20 protein-coding genes are annotated in these 24,118 nt (G+C 67.3%); 17 read left to right on the top strand and 3 right to left on the bottom strand.

The genetic code is table 11. The annotated features are described in order from the left end of the window. Positions 1–11: 11 nt before the first annotated feature. On the top strand, positions 12–680 hold the full coding sequence (locus ACAM58_RS05845) for a sulfite oxidase heme-binding subunit YedZ (RefSeq protein WP_369664263.1): 669 nt from the start codon (positions 12–14) through the stop codon (positions 678–680). Positions 681–710: 30 nt separating this feature from the next. On the opposite strand, the gene lysA is transcribed toward ACAM58_RS05845, so the two are convergent. Together lysA and ACAM58_RS05855 are read right to left on the bottom strand one after the other, a co-directional pair. Next, a complete protein-coding gene (gene lysA / locus ACAM58_RS05850; protein WP_369664264.1) occupies positions 711–1,994 on the bottom strand; it encodes a diaminopimelate decarboxylase in 1,284 nt (427 codons plus the stop codon). Further along, entirely contained in the window at positions 1,991–2,263 is a 273-nt protein-coding gene (locus tag ACAM58_RS05855) for a lipoprotein (protein WP_307593658.1), read from the bottom strand. Before ACAM58_RS05855 ends, lysA begins: the two co-directional genes overlap by 4 nt. A 12-nt stretch (positions 2,264–2,275) precedes the next feature. Here ACAM58_RS05855 and cyaY point away from each other — a divergent pair, with 12 nt between their 5' ends. After that, positions 2,276–2,608 carry an iron donor protein CyaY gene (gene cyaY / locus ACAM58_RS05860; protein ID WP_012746287.1) on the top strand — a complete coding sequence of 111 codons (333 nt, stop codon included), beginning with the start codon at positions 2,276–2,278 and terminating at the stop codon, positions 2,606–2,608. A 19-nt stretch (positions 2,609–2,627) separates the two neighbouring features. Here cyaY and ACAM58_RS05865 read toward each other — a convergent pair whose 3' ends face one another. Next, positions 2,628–5,036 (bottom strand): penicillin-binding protein 1A, encoded by a 2,409-nt coding sequence (locus tag ACAM58_RS05865; RefSeq protein WP_026284348.1) that lies wholly within the window; start codon positions 5,034–5,036, stop codon positions 2,628–2,630. 238 nt (positions 5,037–5,274) lie between these two features. On the opposite strand from ACAM58_RS05865, the gene ACAM58_RS05870 reads away from it, so the two are divergent. The 15 genes from ACAM58_RS05870 (at position 5,275) to ACAM58_RS05940 (ending at position 24,095) form a co-directional block, all read left to right on the top strand. Further along, on the top strand, positions 5,275–6,354 hold the full coding sequence (locus ACAM58_RS05870) for a pilus assembly protein PilM (RefSeq protein WP_012746289.1): 1,080 nt from the start codon (positions 5,275–5,277) through the stop codon (positions 6,352–6,354). Continuing rightward, entirely contained in the window at positions 6,351–6,971 is a 621-nt protein-coding gene (locus ACAM58_RS05875; protein WP_012746290.1) for a PilN domain-containing protein, read from the top strand. The genes ACAM58_RS05870 and ACAM58_RS05875 overlap by 4 nt, the downstream gene beginning before the upstream one ends. Before the next feature lie 7 nt (positions 6,972–6,978). Then, positions 6,979–7,662 carry a type 4a pilus biogenesis protein PilO gene (locus ACAM58_RS05880; protein WP_369664265.1) on the top strand — a complete coding sequence of 228 codons (684 nt, stop codon included), beginning with the start codon at positions 6,979–6,981 and terminating at the stop codon, positions 7,660–7,662. Next, positions 7,659–8,201, top strand: coding sequence for a pilus assembly protein PilP (locus ACAM58_RS05885; protein ID WP_012746292.1), 543 nt, complete (start codon positions 7,659–7,661; stop codon positions 8,199–8,201). The genes ACAM58_RS05880 and ACAM58_RS05885 overlap by 4 nt, the downstream gene beginning before the upstream one ends. Then, on the top strand, positions 8,198–10,342 hold the full coding sequence (gene pilQ, locus ACAM58_RS05890) for a type IV pilus secretin PilQ (RefSeq protein WP_012746293.1): 2,145 nt from the start codon (positions 8,198–8,200) through the stop codon (positions 10,340–10,342). Before ACAM58_RS05885 ends, pilQ begins: the two co-directional genes overlap by 4 nt. Before the next feature lie 23 nt (positions 10,343–10,365). Continuing rightward, positions 10,366–10,914, top strand: coding sequence for a shikimate kinase (locus ACAM58_RS05895; RefSeq protein WP_012746294.1), 549 nt, complete (start codon positions 10,366–10,368; stop codon positions 10,912–10,914). A 32-nt stretch (positions 10,915–10,946) separates the two neighbouring features. Further along, positions 10,947–12,059, top strand: coding sequence for a 3-dehydroquinate synthase (gene aroB, locus ACAM58_RS05900; protein ID WP_369664266.1), 1,113 nt, complete (start codon positions 10,947–10,949; stop codon positions 12,057–12,059). A 22-nt stretch (positions 12,060–12,081) separates the two neighbouring features. After that, positions 12,082–13,212 (top strand): deoxyguanosinetriphosphate triphosphohydrolase, encoded by a 1,131-nt coding sequence (locus ACAM58_RS05905; protein WP_369664267.1) that lies wholly within the window; start codon positions 12,082–12,084, stop codon positions 13,210–13,212. A 62-nt stretch (positions 13,213–13,274) separates the two neighbouring features. Then, positions 13,275–14,537: a CynX/NimT family MFS transporter gene (locus ACAM58_RS05910; RefSeq protein ID WP_278881080.1), complete on the top strand. Its 1,263-nt coding sequence runs from the start codon at positions 13,275–13,277 to the stop codon at positions 14,535–14,537. Then, positions 14,534–15,109 (top strand): DUF1415 domain-containing protein, encoded by a 576-nt coding sequence (locus ACAM58_RS05915; RefSeq protein WP_307593644.1) that lies wholly within the window; start codon positions 14,534–14,536, stop codon positions 15,107–15,109. Before ACAM58_RS05910 ends, ACAM58_RS05915 begins: the two co-directional genes overlap by 4 nt. After that, entirely contained in the window at positions 15,106–15,990 is an 885-nt protein-coding gene (locus ACAM58_RS05920) for an SAM-dependent methyltransferase (RefSeq protein WP_369664268.1), read from the top strand. Before ACAM58_RS05915 ends, ACAM58_RS05920 begins: the two co-directional genes overlap by 4 nt. A 38-nt stretch (positions 15,991–16,028) precedes the next feature. After that, positions 16,029–16,724, top strand: coding sequence for a transposase (locus tag ACAM58_RS05925; RefSeq protein ID WP_062363049.1), 696 nt, complete (start codon positions 16,029–16,031; stop codon positions 16,722–16,724). A gap of 183 nt (positions 16,725–16,907) precedes the next feature. Beyond that, a complete protein-coding gene (locus ACAM58_RS05930) occupies positions 16,908–21,656 on the top strand; it encodes a glutamate synthase-related protein (RefSeq protein ID WP_369664269.1) in 4,749 nt (1,582 codons plus the stop codon). A gap of 34 nt (positions 21,657–21,690) precedes the next feature. Beyond that, positions 21,691–23,169, top strand: coding sequence for a glutamate synthase subunit beta (locus ACAM58_RS05935; RefSeq protein WP_369664270.1), 1,479 nt, complete (start codon positions 21,691–21,693; stop codon positions 23,167–23,169). A gap of 65 nt (positions 23,170–23,234) precedes the next feature. Further along, a complete protein-coding gene (locus tag ACAM58_RS05940; protein ID WP_012746303.1) occupies positions 23,235–24,095 on the top strand; it encodes an ABC transporter ATP-binding protein in 861 nt (286 codons plus the stop codon). Positions 24,096–24,118: the final 23 nt, after the last annotated feature.

Genomic DNA, 24,118 nt, shown 5'->3' on the forward strand with positions numbered 1-24,118 from the left:
GCCCTTGCCCCATGAACAAGCTGCTCATGCATCCGGCGGCCAAGCCGGTCATCTTCCTGCTGTGCCTGCTGCCGTTCGCGCGGCTGGCCTACGGCGCGTTCACCGACGGGCTGGGCGCGAATCCGGCCGAGTTCCTGATCCGCGCCACCGGCGACTGGACCCTGCGCTTCATCTGCATCGTGCTGGCGGTGACGCCGCTGCGCGTGATGGCCAAGGCCAATGCGCTGGCGCGCTTTCGCCGCCTGCTGGGGCTGTTCGCGTATTTCTATGTGGTGCTGCACCTGCTGTGCTACAGCTGGTTCGACATGGGCTTCGAGTGGGCCGACATCGCCAAGGACATTGCCAAGCGGCCGTTCATCCTGGTGGGTTTCTCGGCCTTCGTGCTGCTGACGCCGCTGGCGGCCACCTCGTTCAACCGCGCCATCAAGGCCATGGGCGCCAGGCGCTGGCAGATGCTGCACAAGCTCGTCTACCTGATCGCCGGCCTGGGCCTGCTGCACTTCTTCTGGATGCGCGCGGGCAAGAACAACTTTGCCGAAGTGTTCGTCTATGCCGCGATCATCGCGGTGCTGCTCGGATGGCGCGTGTGGAACTACGCGAGCAAGCGCAGGCCGAAGCCGTCGGCCGGCGTGCGTGGCGGCAGCGGCAGCGAGAAGGCACTGCGCAGCAGCACCGGCTGACCGGCGCGAACCACGCCGGTCGCGCGCGGATCAGCCCTCGATCCGCTCGCTGCGCAGCTGGTCTTCCATCGTCTCGCGGCGGCGGATCAGCGTGGCGCTCCGGCCGCTCACCAGCACTTCGGCGGCACGGCCGCGCGTGTTGTAGTTGCTGGCCATGCTCATGCAGTACGCACCGGCGGACAGCACCGCCAGCAGGTCGCCGGACACCACGTTGAGCGCGCGGTCGCGGCCGATCCAGTCGCCGCTTTCGCAAACCGGGCCGACCACGTCGTAGGTGGGCGCATCGCCGGCGCGGATGCGCAGCGGCACGATCTTCTGGAACGCCTGGTACATCGCGGGGCGGGGCAGGTCGTTCATGGCCGCATCGACGATGCAGAAATTCTTGTCTTCGCCCGGCTTGGTGTAGAGCACCTCGGTCAGGCACACGCCCGCATTGCCGACCAGCGAACGGCCGGGCTCGATGACGAGCTTGCGCTGGCCGAAGCCGCGCGCATCGAGCCGCGCGAGCAGCTGCTGCCACAGCGCATCGGCCTTGGGCGGCACTTCGCCGTTGTAGTCGATGCCCAGGCCGCCGCCGAAGTCGAGGTGGTGAATGGGCACGCCGGCCGCCTCGATGGCCTCGACCAGGTCGAGCACCCGGTCGCAGGCGTCCAGGTAGGGCGAGGCCTCGGTGATCTGCGAGCCGATGTGGCAGTCGATGCCGACCACCTCGAGCCCCGGCAGCCTGGCGGCGTGGCGGTAGGCCTCGACCGCGCGGTCGTGGGCGATGCCGAACTTGTTGCCCTTGAGGCCGGTGGAAATATAGGGATGCGTCTTTGGATCGACGTTCGGGTTGATGCGGATGCTGATGGGTGCGCGGCGCCTTTCGGCCAGTGCCACTTCGTTGAGCACGTCGAGCTCGGCTTCGCTCTCGACGTTGAAGCAGGCGATGCCGGCGGCCAGCGCCTGCCGCATTTCGGCGCGGGTCTTGCCCACGCCCGAGAAGATGATCCTGGCCGGATCGGCGCCCACCGCCAGCACGCGCGCCAGCTCTCCGCCCGAGACGATGTCGAAGCCGCAGCCGGCTTCGGCGAACACGCGCAGCACGCCGAGCGACGAATTCGCCTTCATCGCATAGCAGATCAGGGCGCTGCGGCCCTCGAAGCCGCGCTGGTAGGCGGCCAGCGCGTCGAGCATCCATTGCTTCGAATAGACGAACAGCGGCGTGCCATGCTCGCGCGCCAGCGCCTCCAGTCCGAGGCCTTCGACGTGGAGCGCGCCGTCGCGGTGCGCAATGTGGGGATGGCCCGGGAGGGGCAGGGAAGCGTTCGTCACTTTTGGGTTCCGGTGCTGGGGGTGGCCGGAGCCGGGGCGCTGCTGGCCGCAGCGGGCTTGGGCGCGGCCTCGGTTTCGGAGGCGGGGCGCGGGCCGCCGGGGGTCAGCAGCTGGGGCAGGGTGGCGCGCTGCGCCGCCGCCGGATCGGTCGGCAGGAACAGCGGTCCGCGCTGGCCGCAAGCAGACAAAGCCGCCGCCGCCGCGGCAAGGCTGACCATGAGCACAGCGCGGGCGGGGGCGCTCACTAGAATTTGACGAACATTCAACATAACGAAATTGTAATGACCGACTCCGAATACATGGACCGCGCCGAAGCCGCGCTCGCCGCCATCGAGCAGGGCTGCGACCGCATCAACGACGCAACCGACGCCGACATCGACAACCAGCGCGTGGGCGGCATGATCACGATTTCATTCAAGAACGGCAGCCAGCTGATCGTGAACCTGCAGAAGCCCCTGCAGGAGATCTGGCTTGCCGCGCGCTCTGGCGGCTATCACTACCGCTACGACGGCAAGGCCTGGGTCGACACCAAGACGGGCGAGGAATTCTTCGGAAATCTTTCGCGTGAGGCGAGCCTTCAGGCCGGGCAGCCGCTGGAGTTTGCGGCCGCCTGAGCCGTCAGCGGCGTCTTCTTCAGTTCCTGAAAAGGTCGAGGATGCGGTTGCGCTCCTCGGGCGGCGGGGGCGGGCTCACCGGAACGCCGCTCAGGGACTCGGCCGGCGGCGATGAAGCGGTGTCCACGCCGAGGCTGGGCACGCCGCGGCCCGGCGCGTAGTCGTCGTAGTACCACTCGCCGCCCACGCTCACGACGCCGGACGGCGGCGTGGCGGAAAGATCGGTCACGGGCACGCCCTTGATCGCCGTTTCCATGTAGTTGATCCAGATCGGCAGGCTCAGGCCGCCGCCGGTTTCGCGGTCGCCCAGGTTGCGCGGCGTGTCGTAGCCGATCCAGGAGATGGCGGTCATCGTGGGCTGGAAGCCGGCGAACCAGGCGTCGAGCGAATCGTTGGTGGTGCCGGTCTTGCCGTAGAGGTCGGGCCGCTTGAGCATGGCCTGGGCCTTGGCCGCGGTGCCGGCGCGCGCCACCGATTGCAGCAGCGTGTCCATGATGAACGCGTTGCGCTGGGGAATGGCGCGGATCGTCTCGTTGAGCAGCGGCGGCTGCTTGTCGACCAGCACCTTGTCCTTGTGGTCGGTGATGCGGGTCACCAGGTAGGGATTGACGCGGTAGCCGCCATTGGCGAACACCGAGTAGGCGGTGGCCATCTGCATCGGCGTGACCGCGCCGGCGCCCAGCGCCATCGGCAGGTAGGCCGGATGCTTGTCCTTGTCGAAGCCGAAATTGGTGATCCATTCCTGGGCGTAGCGCGTGCCGATCGATTGCAGGATGCGGATCGAGACCAGGTTCTTCGACTTCATGAGCGCGGTGCGCATCGACATCGGGCCGTCGTAGCCCCCGCCGTAGTTCTTGGGCTCCCAGGGCTGGCCGCCGGTGGTGCCGGCATCGAAGAACAGGGGCCCGTCGTTGATGACCGTGGCCGGCGTGAAGCCCTTCTCGAGCGCGGCCGAGTAGATGAAGGGCTTGAAGCTCGAGCCCGGCTGGCGCCAGGCCTGCGTCACGTGGTTGAACTTGTTCTTGCCGAAGTCGAATCCGCCCACCAGCGCCTTGATGGCGCCATCGCGCGGGTCCATGGCAACGAAGGCGCCTTCCACTTCGGGCAGCTGGGTGATTTCCCAGGTGTTCTTGGGCGTCTTCACCACGCGGATCACCGCGCCGCGCCGGATCTTGATGTTGGGCGGCGCCTTGTCGGCAAGGCCGGACTGCGCGGGCTTGAGGCCCTCGCCCGTGATCTGCACCGGGTCGCCGTTGCCGCGCACGGCCGAGATTTCCTTGGCGTTGGCCTTGAGCACCACGGCCGCCATCACGTCGCCGTTGTCGGGGTGGTCGGTCAGCGCGTCGTCGACCGCGTCGTCGAGTTCCTTCGGGTCGTTGGGCAGCTCGACGAATTTCTCGGGGCCGCGGTAGATCTGGCGCCGCTCGTAGTCCATGATGCCCTTGCGCAGGGCCTTGTATGCCGCAGCCTGGTCGGCGGCGACCAGCGAGGTGTAGACCTTGAGTCCGCGCGTGTAGGTGCTGTCGCCATACTGCGCATACATCAGCTGGCGCACGGTTTCGGCCACGTATTCGGCGTGCAGGCGGTTCGGGTCGGCCGCATCGCGCAGGTGCAGTTCCTCTTTCTTGGCTTCGGCGGCCTGTTCGGCGGTGATGAAGCCCGCGTCCTGCATGCGGTCGATCACATAGAACTGGCGGCCGCGCGCGCGCTGCGGATTGTTGACGGGGTTGTTCGCGCCCGGCGCCTTCGGCAGGCCCGCCAGCATGGCCGCCTGCGCAATGGAGAGCTCCTGCAGCGGCTTGCCGAAATACGCTTCCGACGCGGCCGCGAAGCCGTAGGCGCGGTTGCCCAGGTAGATCTGGTTCAGGTAGATCTCGAAGATCTGGTCCTTGGTGAGCAGGTGCTCCAGCTTGAAGGTGAGCAGCACCTCGTAGATCTTGCGGGTCAGCGTTTTCTCGGAGCTCAGGTAGACGTTGCGCGCCACCTGCATGGTGATGGTCGAGGCGCCCTGGCTCTTCACGCGGTTCATGTTGGCCAGGCCGGCGCGCACCATGCCCTTGTAGTCGACACCGCCGTGGTCGTAGAAGCGGGTGTCTTCGGCAGCCAACACCGCTTCCTTCACGAGCTTGGGGATTGCCGCGATCGGGGTTAGATTGCGCCGCTCCTCGCCGAATTCGCCAATCAGGATGCCCTCCGCGGAAAAGACCCGCAGCGGCAGTTTCGGCCGGTAGTCCGACAGCTCGGAGATGTCGGGAAGGTTGGGGTAGGCCACAGCCAGGGCGACGGCGATCACGCACAGCAGCGCCAGAACACCGGCCGCGGCGATGCCGAACCCCCAGACCATGAAGCGCAGCAGCCATTTCAGCCAGGCTGGTCGTGTGGAAGGAGGGGTCTTGGCTGGCCCTTTGGGGCGTGAAGTTTCTTGCATGTGGGCCCGGGGAGTCACCGCACATTATAAAAAGCCGCCCCCTTGCCACGGGCCGAACTTGTGTGCATCGTTGCGGGCTAAACCAAAAGTTACTAAATGTGGCTTCAGCGTCAGCTTTTGACAACGGTCCGCCATTTTGCCGGCGCGGGTTGTTTGGCCGCCGCTACGTCTGCTGCTAGCATGCAACCGAACGCAAATTTTTCCATTGGTTACAAATGCAGGGGTAAAGGGACCTAACTTGGCTGCTTTCGGATCATTGTTTCGCCGTCAGAACGCCCCCATGCTCGGCCTGGATGTCAGCTCTTCCAGCGTGAAGCTGGTCGAGCTCGGCCGTGAAGCCAGTGGCAAGCTGGTTCTCGAGCGCTGCGCGATCGAACCCCTTGAACGGGGCTGGATCACCGACGGCAACGTCGAGAAGTTCGACGAAGTGGCCGAAGCCGTCCGCCGGGTCGTGCGCAAGAGCGGCACCCGCACGCGCAACGTCGCGCTGGCGCTGCCTCCCTCGGCAGTCATCACCAAGAAGATCATTCTTCCGGGCGGCATGAGCGAGCAGGAGCTCGAAATCCAGGTCGAGTCCGAAGCCAACCAGTACATCCCGTTCTCGCTCGACGAGGTCAGCCTCGATTTCTGCGTGACCGGGCAGAGCACCGCCTCTGCCGGCGACGTCGAGGTGCTGATTGCCGCGTCCCGCAAGGAAAAGGTGCAGGACCGCGAAGGCCTGGCCGAAGCGGCCGGGCTGAAGGCGGTGATCCTCGACGTCGAGTCCTACGCTTCCCGACTCGCGACCGCCCGCCTGATCGAACAGTTGCCCGGCAAGGGCCTCGATGCCGTGGTGGCGCTTTTCGAAGTGGGTGCCTTCACCACCAGCATGCAGGTGCTGCGCAACCAGGAAGTGCTGTATGACCGCGACCAGGCCTTCGGCGGCGCGCAGCTGACCCAGCTGATCGTGCGCCAGTACGGTTTCTCGGCCGAAGAGGCCGAAGCCAAGAAGCGCAGCGGCGACCTGCCCGACGACTACGGCTCGGGCGTCCTGAAGCCCTTCGTGGAAAGCATCGCGCAGGAGATTGCCCGTGCGCTGCAGTTCTTCTTCACCAGCACGCCCCACAACCGGGTGGACTACGTGCTGCTTGCCGGCGGCTCGGCCTCGCTGCCCAGCCTGACCAGCGCCGTGACGCGCCAGACCTCGTTCGCCTGTTCGCTCGTGAATCCGTTCGACGGCATGGAACTGGGTCCGAACATCCGCGAGAAGAAGGTCCGGCGCGAAGCGCCCTCCTACCTGACCTCTTGCGGCCTGGCCATGCGGAGGTTCGTGCAGTGATCCTCATCAACCTGCTTCCGCACCGCGAAGCCGCACGCAAGCGGCGCCGCGAAGCGTTCTACGGCACCCTGGGCGCGGCCGCCGTGCTGGGCGTGCTGATCGCCGGCCTGGGTTATCTCTGGTTCGAGGCGCAGATCTCGGCCCAGCAGGCCAAGAACAATTTCCTCAAGACCGAGATCACCAAGCTCGAAGTCGAGATCAAGGAAATCTCGACCCTGCAGGAAGAAATTGCCGCGCTGCGCGCGCGCCAGCAGGCGGTCGAAGACCTCCAGGGCGACCGCAACCTGCCGGTGCACCTGCTCAACGAACTGGTTCGCCAGCTGCCCGACGGCGTCTACCTGACCAGCATGAAGCAGGACAACCAGACCGTCACGCTGCAGGGCATGGCGCAGTCGAACGAGCGCGTCTCGGAGCTGCTGCGCAACCTGGGCAACAACAGCCCGTGGCTGGTCAAGCCCGAGCTGGTCGAAATCACTTCCGCAACGGTGAGCCTGAGTCAGCGCGACCAGCGCCGCGTGGCGAACTTCACCATGCGCATCGGCCTCAAGCGGCCGACCGACGCGCAAAAGGCCGCGGCCGACAAGGCCCTGGCCGCAGCGGCGCCAGCCAAGGGGTAGACGGATCATGGCAAGCAATCGCCCCTCTCAAAAACTGGACGTCGGCGCGGCGCTGCGCGGCTTCGGCGACCAGTTCCGCAACCTGAACCCGAACGACCCGTCCGGATGGCCGGCGGTGCCCCGCTACGCCCTGTGCCTGGCGGTCACGGCCCTGGTGCTGGCTGGCCTGTGGTTCGTGTGGCTGACCAACTCCAATGACGAGCTCGAGAGCGAGCGCGCCAAGGAAGTCACGCTGCGCGCCGACTACCAGAAGAAGGTGGCGCTGGCCGCCAATCTCGACCTGCTGAAGAAGCAGCGCGAGCAGGTGCAGCAGTACGTGACGCTGCTCGAGAAGCAGCTGCCCAGCAAGGCGGAAATGGACGCATTGCTGTCCGACATCAACCAGGCCGGGCTCGGGCGCAGCCTGCAGTTCGAACTGTTCCGCCCGGGACAGGTTTCGGTGAAGGACTACTACGCGGAGCTGCCGATCGCCGTGCGCGTGACCGGCCGCTACCACGACATCGGCTCCTTTGCCGCCGACGTCGCGAGCCTCTCGCGCATCGTGACGCTGAACAATCTCACGATCACCCCGCAGCAAAAAGACAAGGACGGCACCCTCACGATGGATGCCACGGCACGCACCTACCGCTATCTCGATGACGAAGAGCGCGCGGCCCAGAAACGCGCCGCGGCGCCGAAGGCGAAGAAATGAGGACCACCGCCAACCTCCTGTGGCTGGTCGCGGCCGCCCTGGGCCTGAGCGCCTGCGCCGATTCGGAGCAGGAAGACCTGCGCCGCTGGATGGTCGAGCAGCGCGCCCAGGTCAAGCCCACGGTGCCGCCGATCACGGAACCCAAGAAATTCACCCCCCAGGCCTACACCGAGGGCGCGGCATTCGAGCCGTTCAACCTGCTGAAGCTGACCCAGGCGCTGCGCCGGGAATCGAACCAGCCCAGCACGTCGGAGCTGATCGCACCCGAGCTGGTGCGCCGCAAGGAAGCGCTCGAAGCCTTCCCGCTCGACTCCATGGCCATGGTGGGCAGCATGAACCGCAACGGCCAGCCGGTGGCGCTGGTTCGTGTCGACAAGCTGCTCTACAAGGTGCGGGTCGGCGAATACCTGGGCCTCAACTACGGGCGCATTACCCGTATCAACGAAACCGAAATCGCCCTGCGTGAAATCGTGCAGGACGCCGCCGGTGAATGGATCGAACGCGTGGCGACATTGCAGCTGCAAGAGAGTGCGAAATGAATCATAAAAAATCAACGATGGCACAGCGGCTGCGAGCTGCGGGGCTGGGTCTGCTGGCACTTGGCGCTTTCGCTTTGGCCCATGCGCAAAACGCCATCGAGGCGGTGACCAGTTCGACGCAGTCCGGCGCGGAAGTGATCCGCATCGACCTTGCCCAGCCGCTCGCGGCCTTGCCGACCGGCTTTGTCGTGCAGACGCCGGCGCGCATCGCGCTCGATTTTCCGGGCGTCACCAACGCCATCGGCCGCTCTGCCATTGAGGTGAACCAGGGCAACCTGCGTTCCGTCAATGTGGTCCAGGCCGGCGAGCGCAGCCGGGTGGTGCTGAACCTCAAGCAGGCAACCGCATACAAGACCGAGATCCAGGGCAAGTCGCTGCTGGTGATTCTCGAACCCGCGGCCGGCGCCGCGCTGGCGTCGTCCACGCCCACCGTCTTTGCCGAGAACCGCAACCGCGACACGCTGCCGCTGCGCGACGTCGACTTCCGCCTGGGTGCGGACAACACCGGCCGCGTGATCGTCGACCTGCCGAACAACCAGGTGGGTGTCGATGTCAAGCAGCAGGGCAAGAGCCTCGTGGTCGAGTTCACCAAGTCGACCCTGCCCGAGGGGCTGCGCCGCCGCCTCGACGTGGCCGACTTCAACACGCCGGTCCAGCTGATCACCTCGCAGCAGTCGGGTGACCGCGTGCGCATGACGATCGAGGCCAAGGGCGACTGGGAGCACAGCGCCTACCAGAGCGAAAACCAGTTCGTGGTGGAGGTCCGCGCCCGCAAGGTGGACCCGGCCAAGCTGACGCAGGGCGTGGGCTACAACGGCGAGAAGCTGTCGCTGAACTTCCAGAACATCGAGATCCGCTCGCTGCTGCAGGTGATTGCCGACTTCACCAACTTCAACATCGTGACCTCCGACTCGGTCACCGGCGCGCTGACGCTGCGGCTGAAGGACGTGCCCTGGGACCAGGCCCTGGACATCATCATGCAGGCCAAGAACCTGGGCATGCGCAAGAACGGCAGCGTGCTGTGGATCGCGCCCAAGGACGAGATCAACGCCAAGGAAAAGCTCGAATTCGAAGCCAAGGCCGCAATCGAGAACCTGGAGCCGCTGCGCACCCAGTCGTTCCAGCTCAACTACACCAAGGCCATTGCCATTGCGCAGGGCCTGACCGGCACGGGCGCCTCGGCCGGCGGCGGTGGCGGCTCCGGCACCACCACGCGCATCCTGAGCCCGCGCGGCAGCGTGATCGCGGAGTCGCGCACCAACCAGCTGTTCGTGTCGGACATTCCCTCGCGCCTGGCGCAAGTGGCCGACCTGATCCAGAAGCTCGACATCCCGGTGCGGCAGGTGCTGATCGAAGCGCGCATCGTGGAAGCCTCCGACACCTTCGGCAAGTCGCTGGGCGTGCGGCTGGGCGGCGGTATCTCCCGCGAACGCGTCGCGTCGGCCAACGGCAATCCGGCATACGGCACCTTCGGCGTCATGCCTGTCACCACCGCCGCCGGCGGCGTGGGCGGCGCAACAGCCACCTGGACCAACTCCAACTTCATCAACCTGCCCGCAGGCGATGCCGGCGGCACCGGCAATGCGCCCGGCACCTTCGCGATCTCGCTGTTCAACTCGAGCTTGTCGCGCATGCTGAACCTCGAGATCTCGGCGCTCGAGGCCGACGGCAAGGGCAAGCTGGTGTCCAGCCCGCGCGTCATCACGGCCGACCAGACCAAGGCGCTGATCGAGCAGGGCGAGGAAATTCCCTACCAGCAGGCCACGTCCAGCGGCGCCACCTCCATCTCGTTCCGCAAGGCGGTGCTGAAGCTCGAGGTCACGCCGCAGATCACACCCGAAGGCAACATCATCCTCACGCTCGACGTGAGCAAGGATGCCCGCGGCGTCAACACCTCGGCCGGCCCGGCCATCAACACCAAGCACGTGCAGACCGAGGTGCTGGTCGAGAACGGCGGCACGGTCGTCATCGGTGGTATCTTCGAACTCACCGAAACCAATGACGAATCGCGCGTGCCGGTGCTGGGTGAAGTGCCCTACCTGGGTGCACTGTTCCGCAAGCGCGAACGCGTTGCCAACAAGACCGAAATGCTCGTCTTTATCACTCCGAAGATGATTACCGACCGCAACGCCGCGCGCTGACGCGCGGGCGTAGCAGCCACCGCGTGGCGATCGCACTCGTCGGGTTGCCCGGCGCCGGAAAGTCCGCAGTGGGCCGGCGCCTGGGCGCACGCCTGGACCTTCCCTTCGTCGATACCGACCACGTGATCGAGCAGCGCATCGGCTGCTCGATCCGCGATTACTTCGAGCGGGAGGGCGAAATCGCCTTCCGCGACCTCGAGCAGGCCGCCATCGCCGACCTGGCCGCCCAGCCCCACGGCGTGCTGGCCACGGGCGGCGGCGCCGTGCTGCGGGAAGCCAACCGCCAGCAGCTGCGGGACCACTTCCATGTGATCTACCTGCGCTCCTCGCCCGAAGACCTGTTCCGGCGCCTGCGCCACGACGTCAAGCGGCCCCTGCTGCAGGTGGCCGATCCGCTGGGCCGGCTGCGCGAACTGCACGATGCGCGCGATCCGCTCTACCGCGAGACAGCCCACGAGGTGGTCGACACCGGGCGCCCCTCGATCGCCATGCTGGTCAACATCATCGTGATGCAGCTGGAGCTTGCCGGCATCGTGGCCGCGGGCACGCCGCCCGAAGAGCCCTCCGACTGAAGCGCCAGCGCGCAGCGCCTAAACTCGCTGCCATGCCATTGCCCGCACCTTCCGCACCGCCAGAACGCGTCGACATCCAACTCGGCGAACGCAGCTACCCGATCCTGATCGGCGCCGGCCTGCTGGACGACCCGCAGAGCTTCGCCGCCGTGCCCGCGGCCGCCAGCGCGCTGGTCGTCAGCAACACCACCGTGGCGCCGCTCTACGCCAAGGCCCTGCGCCAATCGCTGGCCGGGCGCTTTCGCACGGTCCACCTGCTCGAGCTGCCCGACGGCGAGGTGCACAAGAACCTCGAGACCCTGAACCTGATCTTCGATGCGCTGCTCGGCCACGGCAGCGACCGCAAGACCGTGCTGTTCGCCCTGGGCGGCGGCGTGGTGGGCGACATGACCGGCTTTGCCGCCGCGAGCTACATGCGCGGCGTGCCCTTTGTGCAGGTGCCGACCACGCTGCTGGCGCAGGTCGATTCGTCGGTCGGCGGCAAGACCGCCATCAACCATCCGCTCGGCAAGAACATGATCGGCGCCTTCTACCAGCCGCAGCTCGTGGTGTGCGACCTGGCTACGCTGCAGACGCTGCCGCCGCGCGAACTCAGCGCGGGCCTGGCCGAGGTCATCAAGTACGGCCCGATCCACGACATGGCCTTCTTCGACTGGATCGAGGCGAATGTCGACGCGCTGGTGGCACGCGACCCCGCCGCGCTGGCCCATGCGGTCAAGCGCAGCTGCGAGATCAAGGCGCTGGTCGTCGGCCAGGACGAGCGCGAGACCGGCCTGCGGGCCATCCTCAATTTCGGCCACACCTTCGGCCATGCGATCGAGTCGGGCCTGGGCTACGGCGAGTGGCTGCATGGCGAAGCGGTCGGCTGCGGCATGGTGATGGCGGCGCACCTGTCGCAGCGGCTCGGCGGCGTCGATGCGGCGTTTGTCGAACGGCTCACGCGGCTGATCGAGCGCGCCGGCCTGCCGACCACCGGCCCCGCGCTGGGCGCCGACCGGTACCTCGAACTGATGCGGGTCGACAAGAAATCCGAGGCGGGCGAGATCCGTTTCGTGGTGATCGACAAGCCGGGCTCCGCCGCCGTCAGCAGCGCGCCCGATGCGCTGGTGCGCGAAGTGCTCGCGCGCTGCTGCCAGGCCGAATGAGCGCAGCGCCGAGGGTGCACCGATGAGCCTCGCGGCCTATGCCTGCCACCCCGCGCGCTCGCGCGGAAGGCGCCATGCCGAGCCGCCGGCGCCCACGCGCGACGCCTTCCAGCGCGACCGCGACCGCATCGTGCATTCCACCGCGTTCCGGCGGCTGGTCTACAAGACGCAGGTCTTCCTGAACCACGAAGGCGACCTGTTCCGCACCCGCCTCACGCATTCGCTCGAAGTCGCGCAGCTGGGCCGCTCCATCGCGCGGGCCCTGCGCATCAACGAAGACCTGGTCGAAGCGATTGCCCTTGCGCACGACCTCGGCCACACGCCGTTCGGCCATGCGGGCCAGGACGCGCTCAACGCCTGCATGGAAGGCCACGGCGGCTTCGAGCACAACCTGCAGAGCCTGCGCGTGGTCGACGCCCTGGAGCACCGCTATCCGCAGTACGACGGCCTGAACCTCAGCTTCGAGACCCGCGAGGGCATCCTCAAGCACTGCTCGCGCGCCAATGCCGAGCGCCTGGAGGCGGGTGAACCCAACGGCGTGGCGCGCCGCTTCCTCGACCGCACGCAGCCGGGCCTCGAGGCGCAGCTTTGCAACCTGGCCGACGCCATCGCCTACAACGCGCACGACATCGACGACGGCGTGCGCTCCGGCCTCATCAACGTCGAGCAGCTCGGCGAGGTGGAGCTGTTCGAGCGCTACCGCCGCGAAGCGCTGGCCGAATACCCGCAGCTGGAAGGGCGGCGCGTGCTTTACGAAACCATCCGGCGCATGCTGAGCGCGCAGGTCTACGACGTGATCGACGCCACGCGTGCGGCACTCGAAACAGCGAAGCCGGCCGATGCCGATGGCGTGCGCAAGGCGCCGCCGCTCGTTGCGTTCAGCGAAACCATGCAGGCGCAATCGAACGAGCTCAAGGCCTTCCTGTTCCGCAACCTCTATCGCCATCCGCAAGTGAGGCAGACCACCGACCAGGCACAGCAGGTGGTGCGGGAACTGTTCGAGGCCTATCTGGCGCGCGGCGCCGAGATGCCTGTTTCCTACGCAGACCGGCGCGACCGGCATCGCGCCGTCGCCGACTACATCGCCGGCATGACCGACCGCTTCGCCATGCGCGAGCATGAACGGCTGACCGGCCGGCGGGGGATTTCATGAGCGCAGCGCCGGGCCGCCCCAAGCAAGCGCGCACCGCAGCCCGTCAGGGCGAAGGTGGTCCCATGAGTCCTGCAGCCGTTGCTTCCGCGCGCGTTCCGGCCGCCGCCTTTGCGGTGGTGCTGGGCGGCGTCAGCGCCGCACTGCACCTGGGCAAGCTGCCGCCCGCTGTGCCGGCGCTGCAGGCGTCGCTCGGCATCGACCTGGTCGAGGCCGGATTCCTGCTGTCGCTGGTGCAGGTGGCGAGCATGAGCCTGGGGCTGATCGCGGGGCTCGCGGCCGACACCATCGGCCTGCGCCGCAGCATGCTGACGGGCCTCCTGGTGCTGACGGTGGCGAGCCTGCTGGGCGGCGCCGTCGGCGCGGGCTTGCTGGGCGGCGCCTTTGCGGTGCAATGGCTGCTCGGCCTGCGCGCGCTCGAAGGCATCGGCTTTCTGCTGGCGGTCATGCCGGGGCCGGGGCTGATCCGGGCCCTGACGCCGGCGGGCGCGGACAAGGCGGCGCTGGGCGTATGGGGCGCCTACATGCCGCTGGGCGTTGCGCTTGCGCTGCTCTTCGGGCCGGCGCTGATCGCCTGGGGCGGATGGGCCGACTGGTGGTGGACGCTGTCGGCCGTGTCGGCGGCCGCGGCGCTCTGGCTGTGGCTGGCGGTGCCCGCGGATGCGTTGCGCACGGGTGCGGCGCGCGGCATGGCCGGCGGCTGGCCGTCGCGGCTGCGCGCCACGGTCGGCGCACGCGCACCCTGGATGATCGCGCTGACCTTCGCCGTGTATTCGGCCCAGTGGATGGCGGTGATCGGCTTTCTTCCGGCCATCTATGCCGGCGCCGGCGTGCCGGCCGGCTGGGGCGCGGTGCTCACGGCGGTGGCGGCCGCGATGAACATCGTCGGCAACGTCGCGGGCGGCCGCTGGCTCCAGCGCGGCGTCGCGCCCGAGCGGCTGCTGCAGGCGGGTTTCCTGGCGATGGCGTTGGGTGGCCTTGCCGCCTTCGCGCAGCTGGGGCAGGGCGAAGGCGCGCTCGGCCTGCCGCCGGTGCTTCGCTATGCCGCGGTCTGCGTCTTTTCGCTGGGCGGCGGCATGGTGCCGGCGACGCTGTTCCTGCTCGGGGTCCGGCTGGCGCCCGGCCCGTCCACAGTTTCCACCACCGTCGGACTCATGCAGCAAGCGTCCTCTCTGGGGCAGTTCCTGGCGCCGCCGGCGGTGGCCTGGGTGGCCCTGCGGGCCGGCGGCTGGCACTGGACGTGGACCGCCACGCTCGCATGCTCGCTCGCGGGCATGGCCCTGGCGCGGCGCCTCGGCAAAATTCGCCCTGCGGCGGAGGTGGCATGACCAGCCCGGCGACAATCGATGCCATCCAGGCCGAAGCCGACATGCGGCGCTGGCTCGAACGCGCGGTGATCGGGCTCAACCTGTGCCCGTTCGCGAAGGCGGTGCACGTCAAGGCGCAGATCCGCTATGCCGTGTACCTGCCCACCGATGAAGCCGCGCTGATCGACATGCTCCTGGCCGAGGCCGATGAACTCGCCGCGCTCGATGCCTCCGTGCGCGACACCACCTTGCTGATAGCACCCAACACCTTGGCCGATTTCCTGGACTTCAACGACTTCACGGCACGCGCCGAACGCCGGCTCGCGCGTGCGGGCTTCGACGGCGTGTTCCAGCTCGCGAGCTTCCATCCGCGGTTCCAGTTCGCGGGCACCGATGCCGACGACATCGGCAACGCCACCAACCGCGCGCCGTACCCCACGCTGCACCTGCTGCGCGAAGACAGCGTGAGCCGCGCGGTCGAGGCCTTTCCCGAAGCCGAAGCCATCTTCGAGCGCAACATCGAGACGCTCGAAGCGCTGGGGCCTGACGGCTGGGCCGCGCTGGACGTGGGCCCGGGGAGCGCCCGGCCATGAACGCGCCGGCAACAACCCGGGCCGGGAAGACGGCCAAGACCGCCAAGGCCGAAGCCGAGCTGGCCGAGGTCCTGCGGCCGGGCCAGTCGATCGAGCTTCTGAAGGAGCTGCACATCCTCACGCGCGAAGGCCGGCTCAACCAGGATTCGCGGCGCAAGCTCAAGCAGGTCTACCACCTGTTCCAGTTCATCGAGCAACTGCTGCGCGAACTGCCGGGCGGCGGCGCGGAAGCCACGCTGGCCGACCATGGCGCGGGCAAGTCGTATCTGGGCTTCATCATCTACGATCTGTTCTTCCGCTCGCGCGAGGGCGGCCATGTCTACGGCATCGAGACGCGCAGCGAGCTGGTCGAGAAATCTCGCGCATTGGCGCGCCAGCTCGGCTTCGACCGCATGTCCTTCCTGAACCTCACCGTGGCCGAGTCGGCCCAGGCGAGCGAACTGCCCGAGCGCATCGACGTGGTCACCGCGCTGCACGCCTGCGACACCGCCACCGACGACGCGATCGCCTTCGGGCTCGCAAAGAAGGCGCGCTGCATGGTGCTGGTGCCCTGCTGCCAGGCCGAGGTGGCGGCCTGCCTGCGCGAAACCAAGGCGCTGGCCTTGTCGCGCACGCCATTGGCCGAGCTCTGGCGCCATCCGCTGCACACCCGCGAAATCGGCAGCCAGCTCACCAACGTGCTGCGCTGCCTGTACCTCGAGGCCAATGGCTACAGCGTCACGGTCACTGAACTGGTGGGCTGGGAGCACAGCATGAAGAACGAGCTGATCCTGGCGCGCCACACCGGCCAGCGCAAGGCCGGTGCGGCGGCGCGGCTCGGCGAGTTGCTGTCGCAGTTCGGGCTCGACACCCTGGGCGAGACGCGGTTTCGCCTGTCCTGAACGCCCGCCGAAGCGCTCAGCGCCGCGCTCGTCTCGCCATGGCCCGTCTGCCTCGCCTCACGCTTCCCGGCCTGCCGCACCACGTGATCCAGCGCGGCAACAACCGCCAGGCCATCTTCATCGACCGCGCCGACCACGAGCGGCTGCTCGGCCTGATGGCGGACGCGGCCCCGCGCTTCGGCGTGGCGCTGCATGCCTACGTGCTGATGGACAACCACTTCCATCTGCTGGCCACGCCCGACACGACCACCGGGCTGCCGCAGTTCATGCAGGCGGTGGGGCGCAGCTACGTGCGCTATTTCAACGACCGCCACGGCCGCAGCGGCACCCTGTGGGAAGGGCGCTACAGGTCGACGCTGATCCAGACCGACCGCTATCTGCTGACCTGCATGGCGTACATCGACCTGAATCCCGTGCGGGCCGGCCTGGTGTCGGACGCGCGCGACTTTCCATGGTCCAGCCATGGGCACTACGCGGGCCTGCGGCACGACAGGCTGCTGACGCCGCATCCGCTCTACTGGGAACTGGGCAACACGCCCTTTGCCCGCGAGGCGGCGTACGTCGAACTGGTGCGCGGCGGCGTGCGCGCGGCCGACCAGGGCACGCTGACCGAGGCCACCTTGCGCGGCTGGGCGGCCGGCGATGCGGATTTTTTGGCGTCGCTTCAGAAAGCGACCGAACGCCGCGTCGCCAAAGCCAAGGCCGGGCGTCCGCCGGCGGCTTCCGATTCCTGAGCCGAAGCTTCCCGCCGCGGGACTCCGAGCGGAGTTTTTGCTCTCTTCGTTGATGTGTCCCCAATTTTATTCTGACCATAAGAGTCGGGATTTAATTGGAATCTGACCCCATTTAAAGTGTTTGGCATTCTTTGTGCATCGCAATATCCTTCTCTTCCCTGCGAAAAACTGAAGGAGTGCGCCATGACGACGGCTGCCGAGATCGAACATCTCCAACAACACGGTCTGTATTCCGGTGCCGACGAGCACGATGCCTGCGGCGTCGGCTTCGTCGCGCACATCAAGGGCGAAAAGAGCCATGCCATCGTGCTGCAGGGCCTGAAGATCCTCGAAAACCTCGACCATCGCGGCGCAGTGGGCGCTGACAAGCTGATGGGCGATGGCGCCGGCATCCTGATCCAACTGCCCGACCGCCTCTACCGCGAAGAAATGGCCAAGCAGGGCGTGGCGCTGCCCCCGCCGGGCGAATACGGTGTCGGCATGATCTTCCTGCCCAAGGAACATGCCTCGCGCGAAGCCTGCGAGCAGGAAATGGAACGCGCCATCAAGGCCGAAGGCCAGGTGCTGCTGGGCTGGCGCGACGTGCCGGTGAACCGCGACATGCCGATGTCGCCCACCGTGCGCGCCAAGGAGCCGCTGCTGCGCCAGGTGTTCATCGGCCGCGGCAACGACGTGATCGTGCAGGACGCGCTGGAACGCAAGCTCTACGTGATCCGCAAGACCGCCAGCGCCAACATCCAGCGCCTGAAGCTCAAGCACAGCAAGGAATACTACGTTCCCAGCATGTCGAGCCGCACCGTGGTCTACAAGGGCCTGCTGCTCGCCGACCAGGTCGGCACCTACTACCTGGACCTGCAGGACAAGCGCTGCGTCTCGGCCCTGGGCCTGGTGCACCAGCGCTTCTCGACCAACACCTTCCCCGAGTGGCCGCTGGCCCACCCGTACCGCTACGTCGCCCACAACGGCGAAATCAACACGGTCAAGGGCAACTACAACTGGATGAAGGCGCGCGAAGGCGTCATGTCCTCGCCCGTGCTGGGCGCCGACCTGCAGAAGCTCTACCCCATCAGCTTTGCCGGCCAGTCCGACACCGCCACCTTCGACAACTGCCTCGAGCTGCTGACGATGGCCGGCTACCCCATCAGCCAGGCCGTGATGATGATGATTCCCGAGCCCTGGGAGCAGCACGCCACCATGGACCCGCGCCGCCGCGCGTTCTACGAATACCACGCCGCCATGCTGGAGCCGTGGGACGGCCCGGCCTCCATCGTCTTCACCGACGGCCGCCAGATCGGCGCCACGCTCGACCGCAACGGCCTGCGGCCTTCCCGCTACTGCGTGACCGACGACGACCTGGTCATCATGGCCTCGGAGTCGGGCGTGCTGCCCGTGCCCGAGCAGAAGATCGTGCGCAAGTGGCGCCTGCAGCCCGGCAAGATGTTCCTGATCGACCTGGAGCAGGGCCGCATGATCGACGACGAGGAGGTCAAGGCCACCCTCGCCAACAGCAAGCCCTACAAGCAGTGGATCGAGAACCTGCGCATCAAGCTGGACAGCGTCGAGGCCGAGCCGGTGCCCGCGCCGCTCTCGCAGGTGGCGCTGCTCGACCGCCAGCAGGCCTTCGGCTACACCCAGGAAGACATCAAGTTCCTGATGAGCCCGATGGCGCAGGCCGGCGAAGAAGGCATCGGCTCCATGGGCAACGACAGCCCGCTGGCCGTGCTCTCCAGCAAGAACAAGCCGCTCTACAACTACTTCAAGCAGCTGTTCGCGCAGGTGACCAACCCGCCGATCGACCCGATCCGCGAGGCGATCGTGATGTCGCTCGTGTCCTTCATCGGCCCCAAGCCCAACCTGCTGGACATCAACCAGGTCAACCCGCCGATGCGGCTCGAGGTGAGCCAGCCGATCCTCGACTTCGCCGACATGGCCAAGCTGCGCGACATCGGCACCTACACGCAGGGCAAGTTCAAGAGCTACGTGCTCGACATCACCTACCCGCTCGCCTGGGGCTACGAGGGCGTCGAAGCCAAGCTCGCGTCGCTGTGCGCCGAAGCGGTGGACGCCATCAAGGGCGGCCACAACATCCTGATCGTGAGCGACCGCGGCGTGAGCCCGACGCAGGTGGCGATTCCCGCCGTGCTGGCGCTGTCCGCCGTCCACCAGTACCTGGTCCGTGAAGGCCTGCGCACCACCGCCGGCCTGGTGGTGGAAACCGGTTCGGCGCGCGAAGTGCATCACTTCGGCGTGCTGGCGGGCTACGGCGCCGAAGCCGTGCACCCCTACCTCGCGATGGAAACGCTGGCCGCGATGCACGCCGACCTGCCGGGCGACATGAGCGCGGAAAAAGCGGTCTACAACTACGTCAAGGCGATCGGCAAGGGCCTGTCCAAGATCATGTCGAAGATGGGTGTCAGCACCTACATGAGCTACTGCGGCGCGCAGCTGTTCGAAGCCATCGGCCTCAATACCGAGACGGTCAACAAGTACTTCACCGGCACCGCCAGTCGCGTCGAGGGCATCGGCGTGTTCGAGATCGCCGAGGAAGCCATCCGCATGCACAAGGCCGCATTCGGCGACGACCCGGTGCTCTCCAACATGCTCGACGCCGGCGGCGAATACGCCTGGCGCACGCGCGGCGAAGAGCACATGTGGACGCCCGACGCCATCGCCAAGCTGCAGCACAGCACGCGCGCCAACAACTGGAACACCTACAAGGAATACGCGCAGCTCATCAACGACCAGAACCGCCGCCATCTCACGCTGCGCGGCCTGTTCGAGTTCAAGCTGGATCCGGCCAAGGCCATTCCGGTGGACGAGGTCGAGCCCGCCAGCGAGATCGTCAAGCGCTTTGCCACGGGCGCAATGTCGCTCGGCTCGATCAGCACCGAGGCGCACTCCACGCTCGCCATTGCCATGAACCGCATCGGCGGCAAGAGCAACACGGGCGAGGGCGGCGAAGACCCGGCGCGCTACCGCAACGAGCTCAAGGGCATCCCGATCAAGCAGGGCGACACGCTCAAGAGCGTGATCGGCGCGGCCAACGTCGAGGTCGACCTGCCCCTGAAGGACGGCGACTCGCTGCGCTCGCGCATCAAGCAGGTGGCGTCGGGGCGCTTCGGCGTCACGGCCGAGTACCTGCATTCGGCTGACCAGATCCAGATCAAGATGGCGCAGGGCGCCAAGCCGGGCGAGGGCGGCCAGCTGCCGGGCGGCAAGGTCACCGAGTACATCGGCAAGCAGCGCTACGCGGTGCCGGGCGTGGGCCTGATCTCGCCGCCGCCGCACCACGACATCTATTCGATCGAAGACCTCGCGCAGCTGATCCACGACCTGAAGAACGCCGCGCCGCACGCGAGCATCAGCGTCAAGCTGGTGAGCGAGATCGGCGTGGGCACCATCGCGGCCGGCGTGGCCAAGTGCAAGAGCGACCACGTGGTGATCGCGGGCCATGACGGCGGCACGGGCGCATCGCCCTGGTCGTCGATCAAGCACGCGGGCAGTCCGTGGGAAATCGGCCTCGCAGAAACGCAGCAGACGCTGGTGCTCAACCGCCTGCGCAGCCGCATCCGCGTGCAGGCCGACGGCCAGATGAAGACCGGCCGCGACGTCGCCATCGGCGCGCTGCTGGGCGCCGACGAGTTCGGCTTTGCCACGGCCCCGCTGGTGGTCGAGGGCTGCATCATGATGCGCAAGTGCCACCTGAACACCTGCCCGGTGGGCGTGGCCACGCAAGACCCGGTCCTGCGCAAGAAGTTCTCGGGCAAGCCCGAGCACGTCGTCAACTACTTCTTCTTCGTTGCGGAAGAAGTGCGCCAGATCATGGCCCAGCTGGGCATCCGCAAGTTCGACGACCTGATCGGCCGCGCCGACCTGCTCGACATGCGCAAGGGCATCGAGCACTGGAAGGCTTCGGGCCTGGACTTCAGCCGCCTGTTCGCGCTGCCGATCGTGCCGGCCGAAGTGCCGCGCTTCCACGTCGAGAACCAGGACCACGGCCTGGAGCGCGCGCTCGACGTCAAGCTCATCGAGAAGTCGCGTCCGGCCATCGAGCGCGGCGAGAAGGTGCAGTTCATCGAGGTGGCGCGCAACGTCAACCGCTCGGTCGGCGCCATGCTGTCGGGTGCGCTGACCAAGGCGCATCCGCAGGGCCTGCCCGACGACTCGATCCGCATCCAGCTCGAAGGCACGGGCGGCCAGTCGTTCGGCGCGTTCCTCGCGCGCGGCATCACGCTCTACCTGATCGGCGATGCCAACGACTACACCGGCAAGGGCCTGTCGGGCGGCCGCGTGGTGGTGCGCCCGAGCCTCGACTTCCGCGGCGAAGCGGTGCGCAACACCATCGTGGGCAACACCGCGCTCTACGGCGCGACCACCGGCGAAGCCTACCTCTGCGGCGTGGCCGGCGAGCGTTTTGCCGTGCGCCTCTCGGGTGCCACGGCCGTGGTCGAAGGCACGGGCGACCATGGCTGCGAATACATGACGGGCGGCACGGTTGCGGTGCTCGGCAAGACGGGCCGCAACTTCGCGGCCGGCATGAGCGGCGGCGTGGCCTTCGTCTACGACGAGGACGGCCAGTTCGCCACGCGCTGCAACCTTTCGATGGTGTCGCTCGACAAGGTGCTGACCTCGGCCGAGCAGACCGCGAGCATGCACCGCAAGGTCTGGCACGGCGGCGAGACCGACGAGGCCCAGCTCAAGAAGCTGCTCGAGGAGCACCACCGCTGGACCGGCAGCAAGCGCGCGCGCGAACTGCTCGACAACTGGGCCGTGTCGCGCACCAAGTTCGTCAAGGTGTTCCCGAACGAATACAAGCGCGCGCTGGCCGAGCTGCACGACCGCAAGGTCGAGCTCACGAGCAGCGGCAACAACGCGCACATGGGCCTGGAGCCGCATGCGTTGGCCGCACCGGCCACGACGGCTGCGGCCTGAGCGGCAACGAAAACGAAGAACAGAGGAAAGCACGATGGGAAAGATCACCGGCTTCATGGAGCATGAGCGCATCGAAGAGGGCTACAAGCCTGCCTCCGAGCGCGTCAAGCACTACAAGGAATTCGTCGTCGGCCTGGATGCCGAGCAAGCCAAGGTCCAGGGCGCGCGCTGCATGGACTGCGGCACGCCGTTCTGCAACAGCGGCTGCCCGGTCAACAACATCATTCCGGACTTCAACGACCTCGTGTACCGCAACGACTGGCAGAACGCCTTCGCGGTGCTCGACTCGACCAACAACTTCCCGGAATTCACCGGCCGCATCTGCCCCGCGCCCTGCGAGGCGGCCTGCGTGCTCAACGTGAACGACGACCCGGTCGGCATCAAGTCGCTGGAGCACGCGATCATCGACCGCGCCTGGGACGAAGGCTGGGTGGCGCCGCGCTTCGCCAAGCACAAGACCGGCAAGAAGGTGGCGGTGGTGGGTTCGGGCCCGGCCGGCATGGCGGCGGCGCAGCAGCTCGCGCGCGCCGGCCACGACGTGACGCTGTTCGAGAAGAACGACCGCATTGGCGGCCTGCTGCGCTACGGCATCCCCGACTTCAAGATGGAGAAGACCCACATCGACCGCCGCGTCGAGCAGATGAAGGCCGAGGGCGTGAGCTTCCGCACCGGCGTGATGGTCGGCGCCGCGAAGGACCCGCTCGGCAAGGGCTCCAAGGTCACCAACCTGGCCAAGGAAACCGTCACGCCCGAGCAGCTGCAGAAAGACTTCGACGCCGTGGTGCTCACCGGCGGCGCCGAGCAGTCGCGCGACCTGCCGGTGCCGGGCCGCGACCTCGACGGCATTCATTTTGCGATGGAGTTCCTGCCGCAGCAGAACCGCGTCAACGCGGGCGACAAGGTCAAGGGCCAGTTGCGCGCCGACGGCAAGCACGTGATCGTGATCGGCGGCGGCGACACCGGCTCAGACTGCGTGGGCACCAGCAACCGCCATGGCGCGGCCAGCGTCACGCAGTTCGAACTGATGCCGCAGCCGCCCGAGGAAGAAAACCGCCCGCTGACCTGGCCCTACTGGCCGATCAAGCTGCGCACCAGCTCCAGCCATGAAGAGGGCTGCGAGCGCGAGTTCGCCATCTCCACCAAGGAATTCATCGGCGAAAAAGGCAAGGTCACGGGCCTGAAGACCGTGCGCGTCGAGTGGAAAGACGGCCGCATGCAGGAAGTGGCCGGCAGCGAGCAGATCCTCAAGGCCGACCTCGTGCTGCTGGCGATGGGCTTCGTGAGCCCCGTGGCCACCGTGCTGGACGCCTTCGGTGTCGAGAAGGACGCACGCGGCAACGCCAAGGCCACGGTCGATTTCATCGGCGGCTATGCCACCAACGTGCCGAAGGTGTTTGCGGCGGGCGACATCCGCCGCGGCCAGTCGCTGGTGGTCTGGGCCATTCGCGAAGGCCGCCAGGCTGCGCGCTCGGTGGATGAATTCCTGATGGGATTCAGCGACTTGCCGCGCTGATTTTTGTTTCAGTTTTGCGGGGCCGGCCACGGCCCCGCTATCATTCGCGGAAACCGCATGCCGGGATGCCTGAGAAGGTGCCCGGCTTTTTTATTGAGATGGAATCAGCCGCACCCCTGCCACACCCCTTTGTAGAGTTCCGCGACGTTGCGTTCGGCTATGGTGCGCGCGCGATCCTCGGCGGTGTGTCGTTTGCCGTGCCGCGCGGCAAGGTGACGGCGCTGATGGGCGCCTCGGGCGGCGGCAAGACCACCGTGCTGCGGCTCATCGGCGGCCAGCAGCGGGCGCAGCGCGGCGAGGTGCTTTTCGACGGCCAGGACGTCGGCAAGCTCGATGCCGCCGGGCTGTACAAGGCGCGGCGCCGCATGGGCATGCTGTTCCAGTTCGGTGCGCTGTTCACCGACATGAGCGTGTTCGACAACGTCGCGTTTCCGCTGCGCGAGCACACGCAGCTCTCGGAAGCGCTGGTGCGCGACATCGTGCTCATGAAGCTCGACGCGGTCGGCCTGCGCGGTGCGCGCGACCTGATGCCGAGCGAAGTGTCCGGCGGCATGGCGCGGCGCGTGGCTCTTGCGCGCGCCATTGCGCTCGACCCCGACCTCGTGATGTACGACGAACCCTTTGCCGGCCTCGACCCGATTTCCCTCGGCACGGCCGCGCGGCTGATCCGCCAGCTCAACGACACGCTGGGGCTGACCAGCATCGTCGTGTCGCATGACCTCGAGGAAACCTTCCGCATTGCCGACCACGTGATCATCCTGGCCAACGGCGGCATTGCCGCGCAAGGCACGCCTGAGGAGGTGCGGGGGAGCGCCGATCCCCTGGTGCACCAGTTCGTCAATGCACTGCCCGACGGGCCGGTGCATTTTCACTATCCCGTGGCCGGCATCGAGGAAGATTTCGGCAATGAAGGGGGACGGGCATGAGCGCAGCGCTGGGCCGCCCCGAG

Source organism: Variovorax sp. V116, from assembly GCF_041154435.1.
Taxonomy (GTDB): Bacteria; Pseudomonadota; Gammaproteobacteria; order Burkholderiales; family Burkholderiaceae_C; genus Variovorax; species Variovorax paradoxus.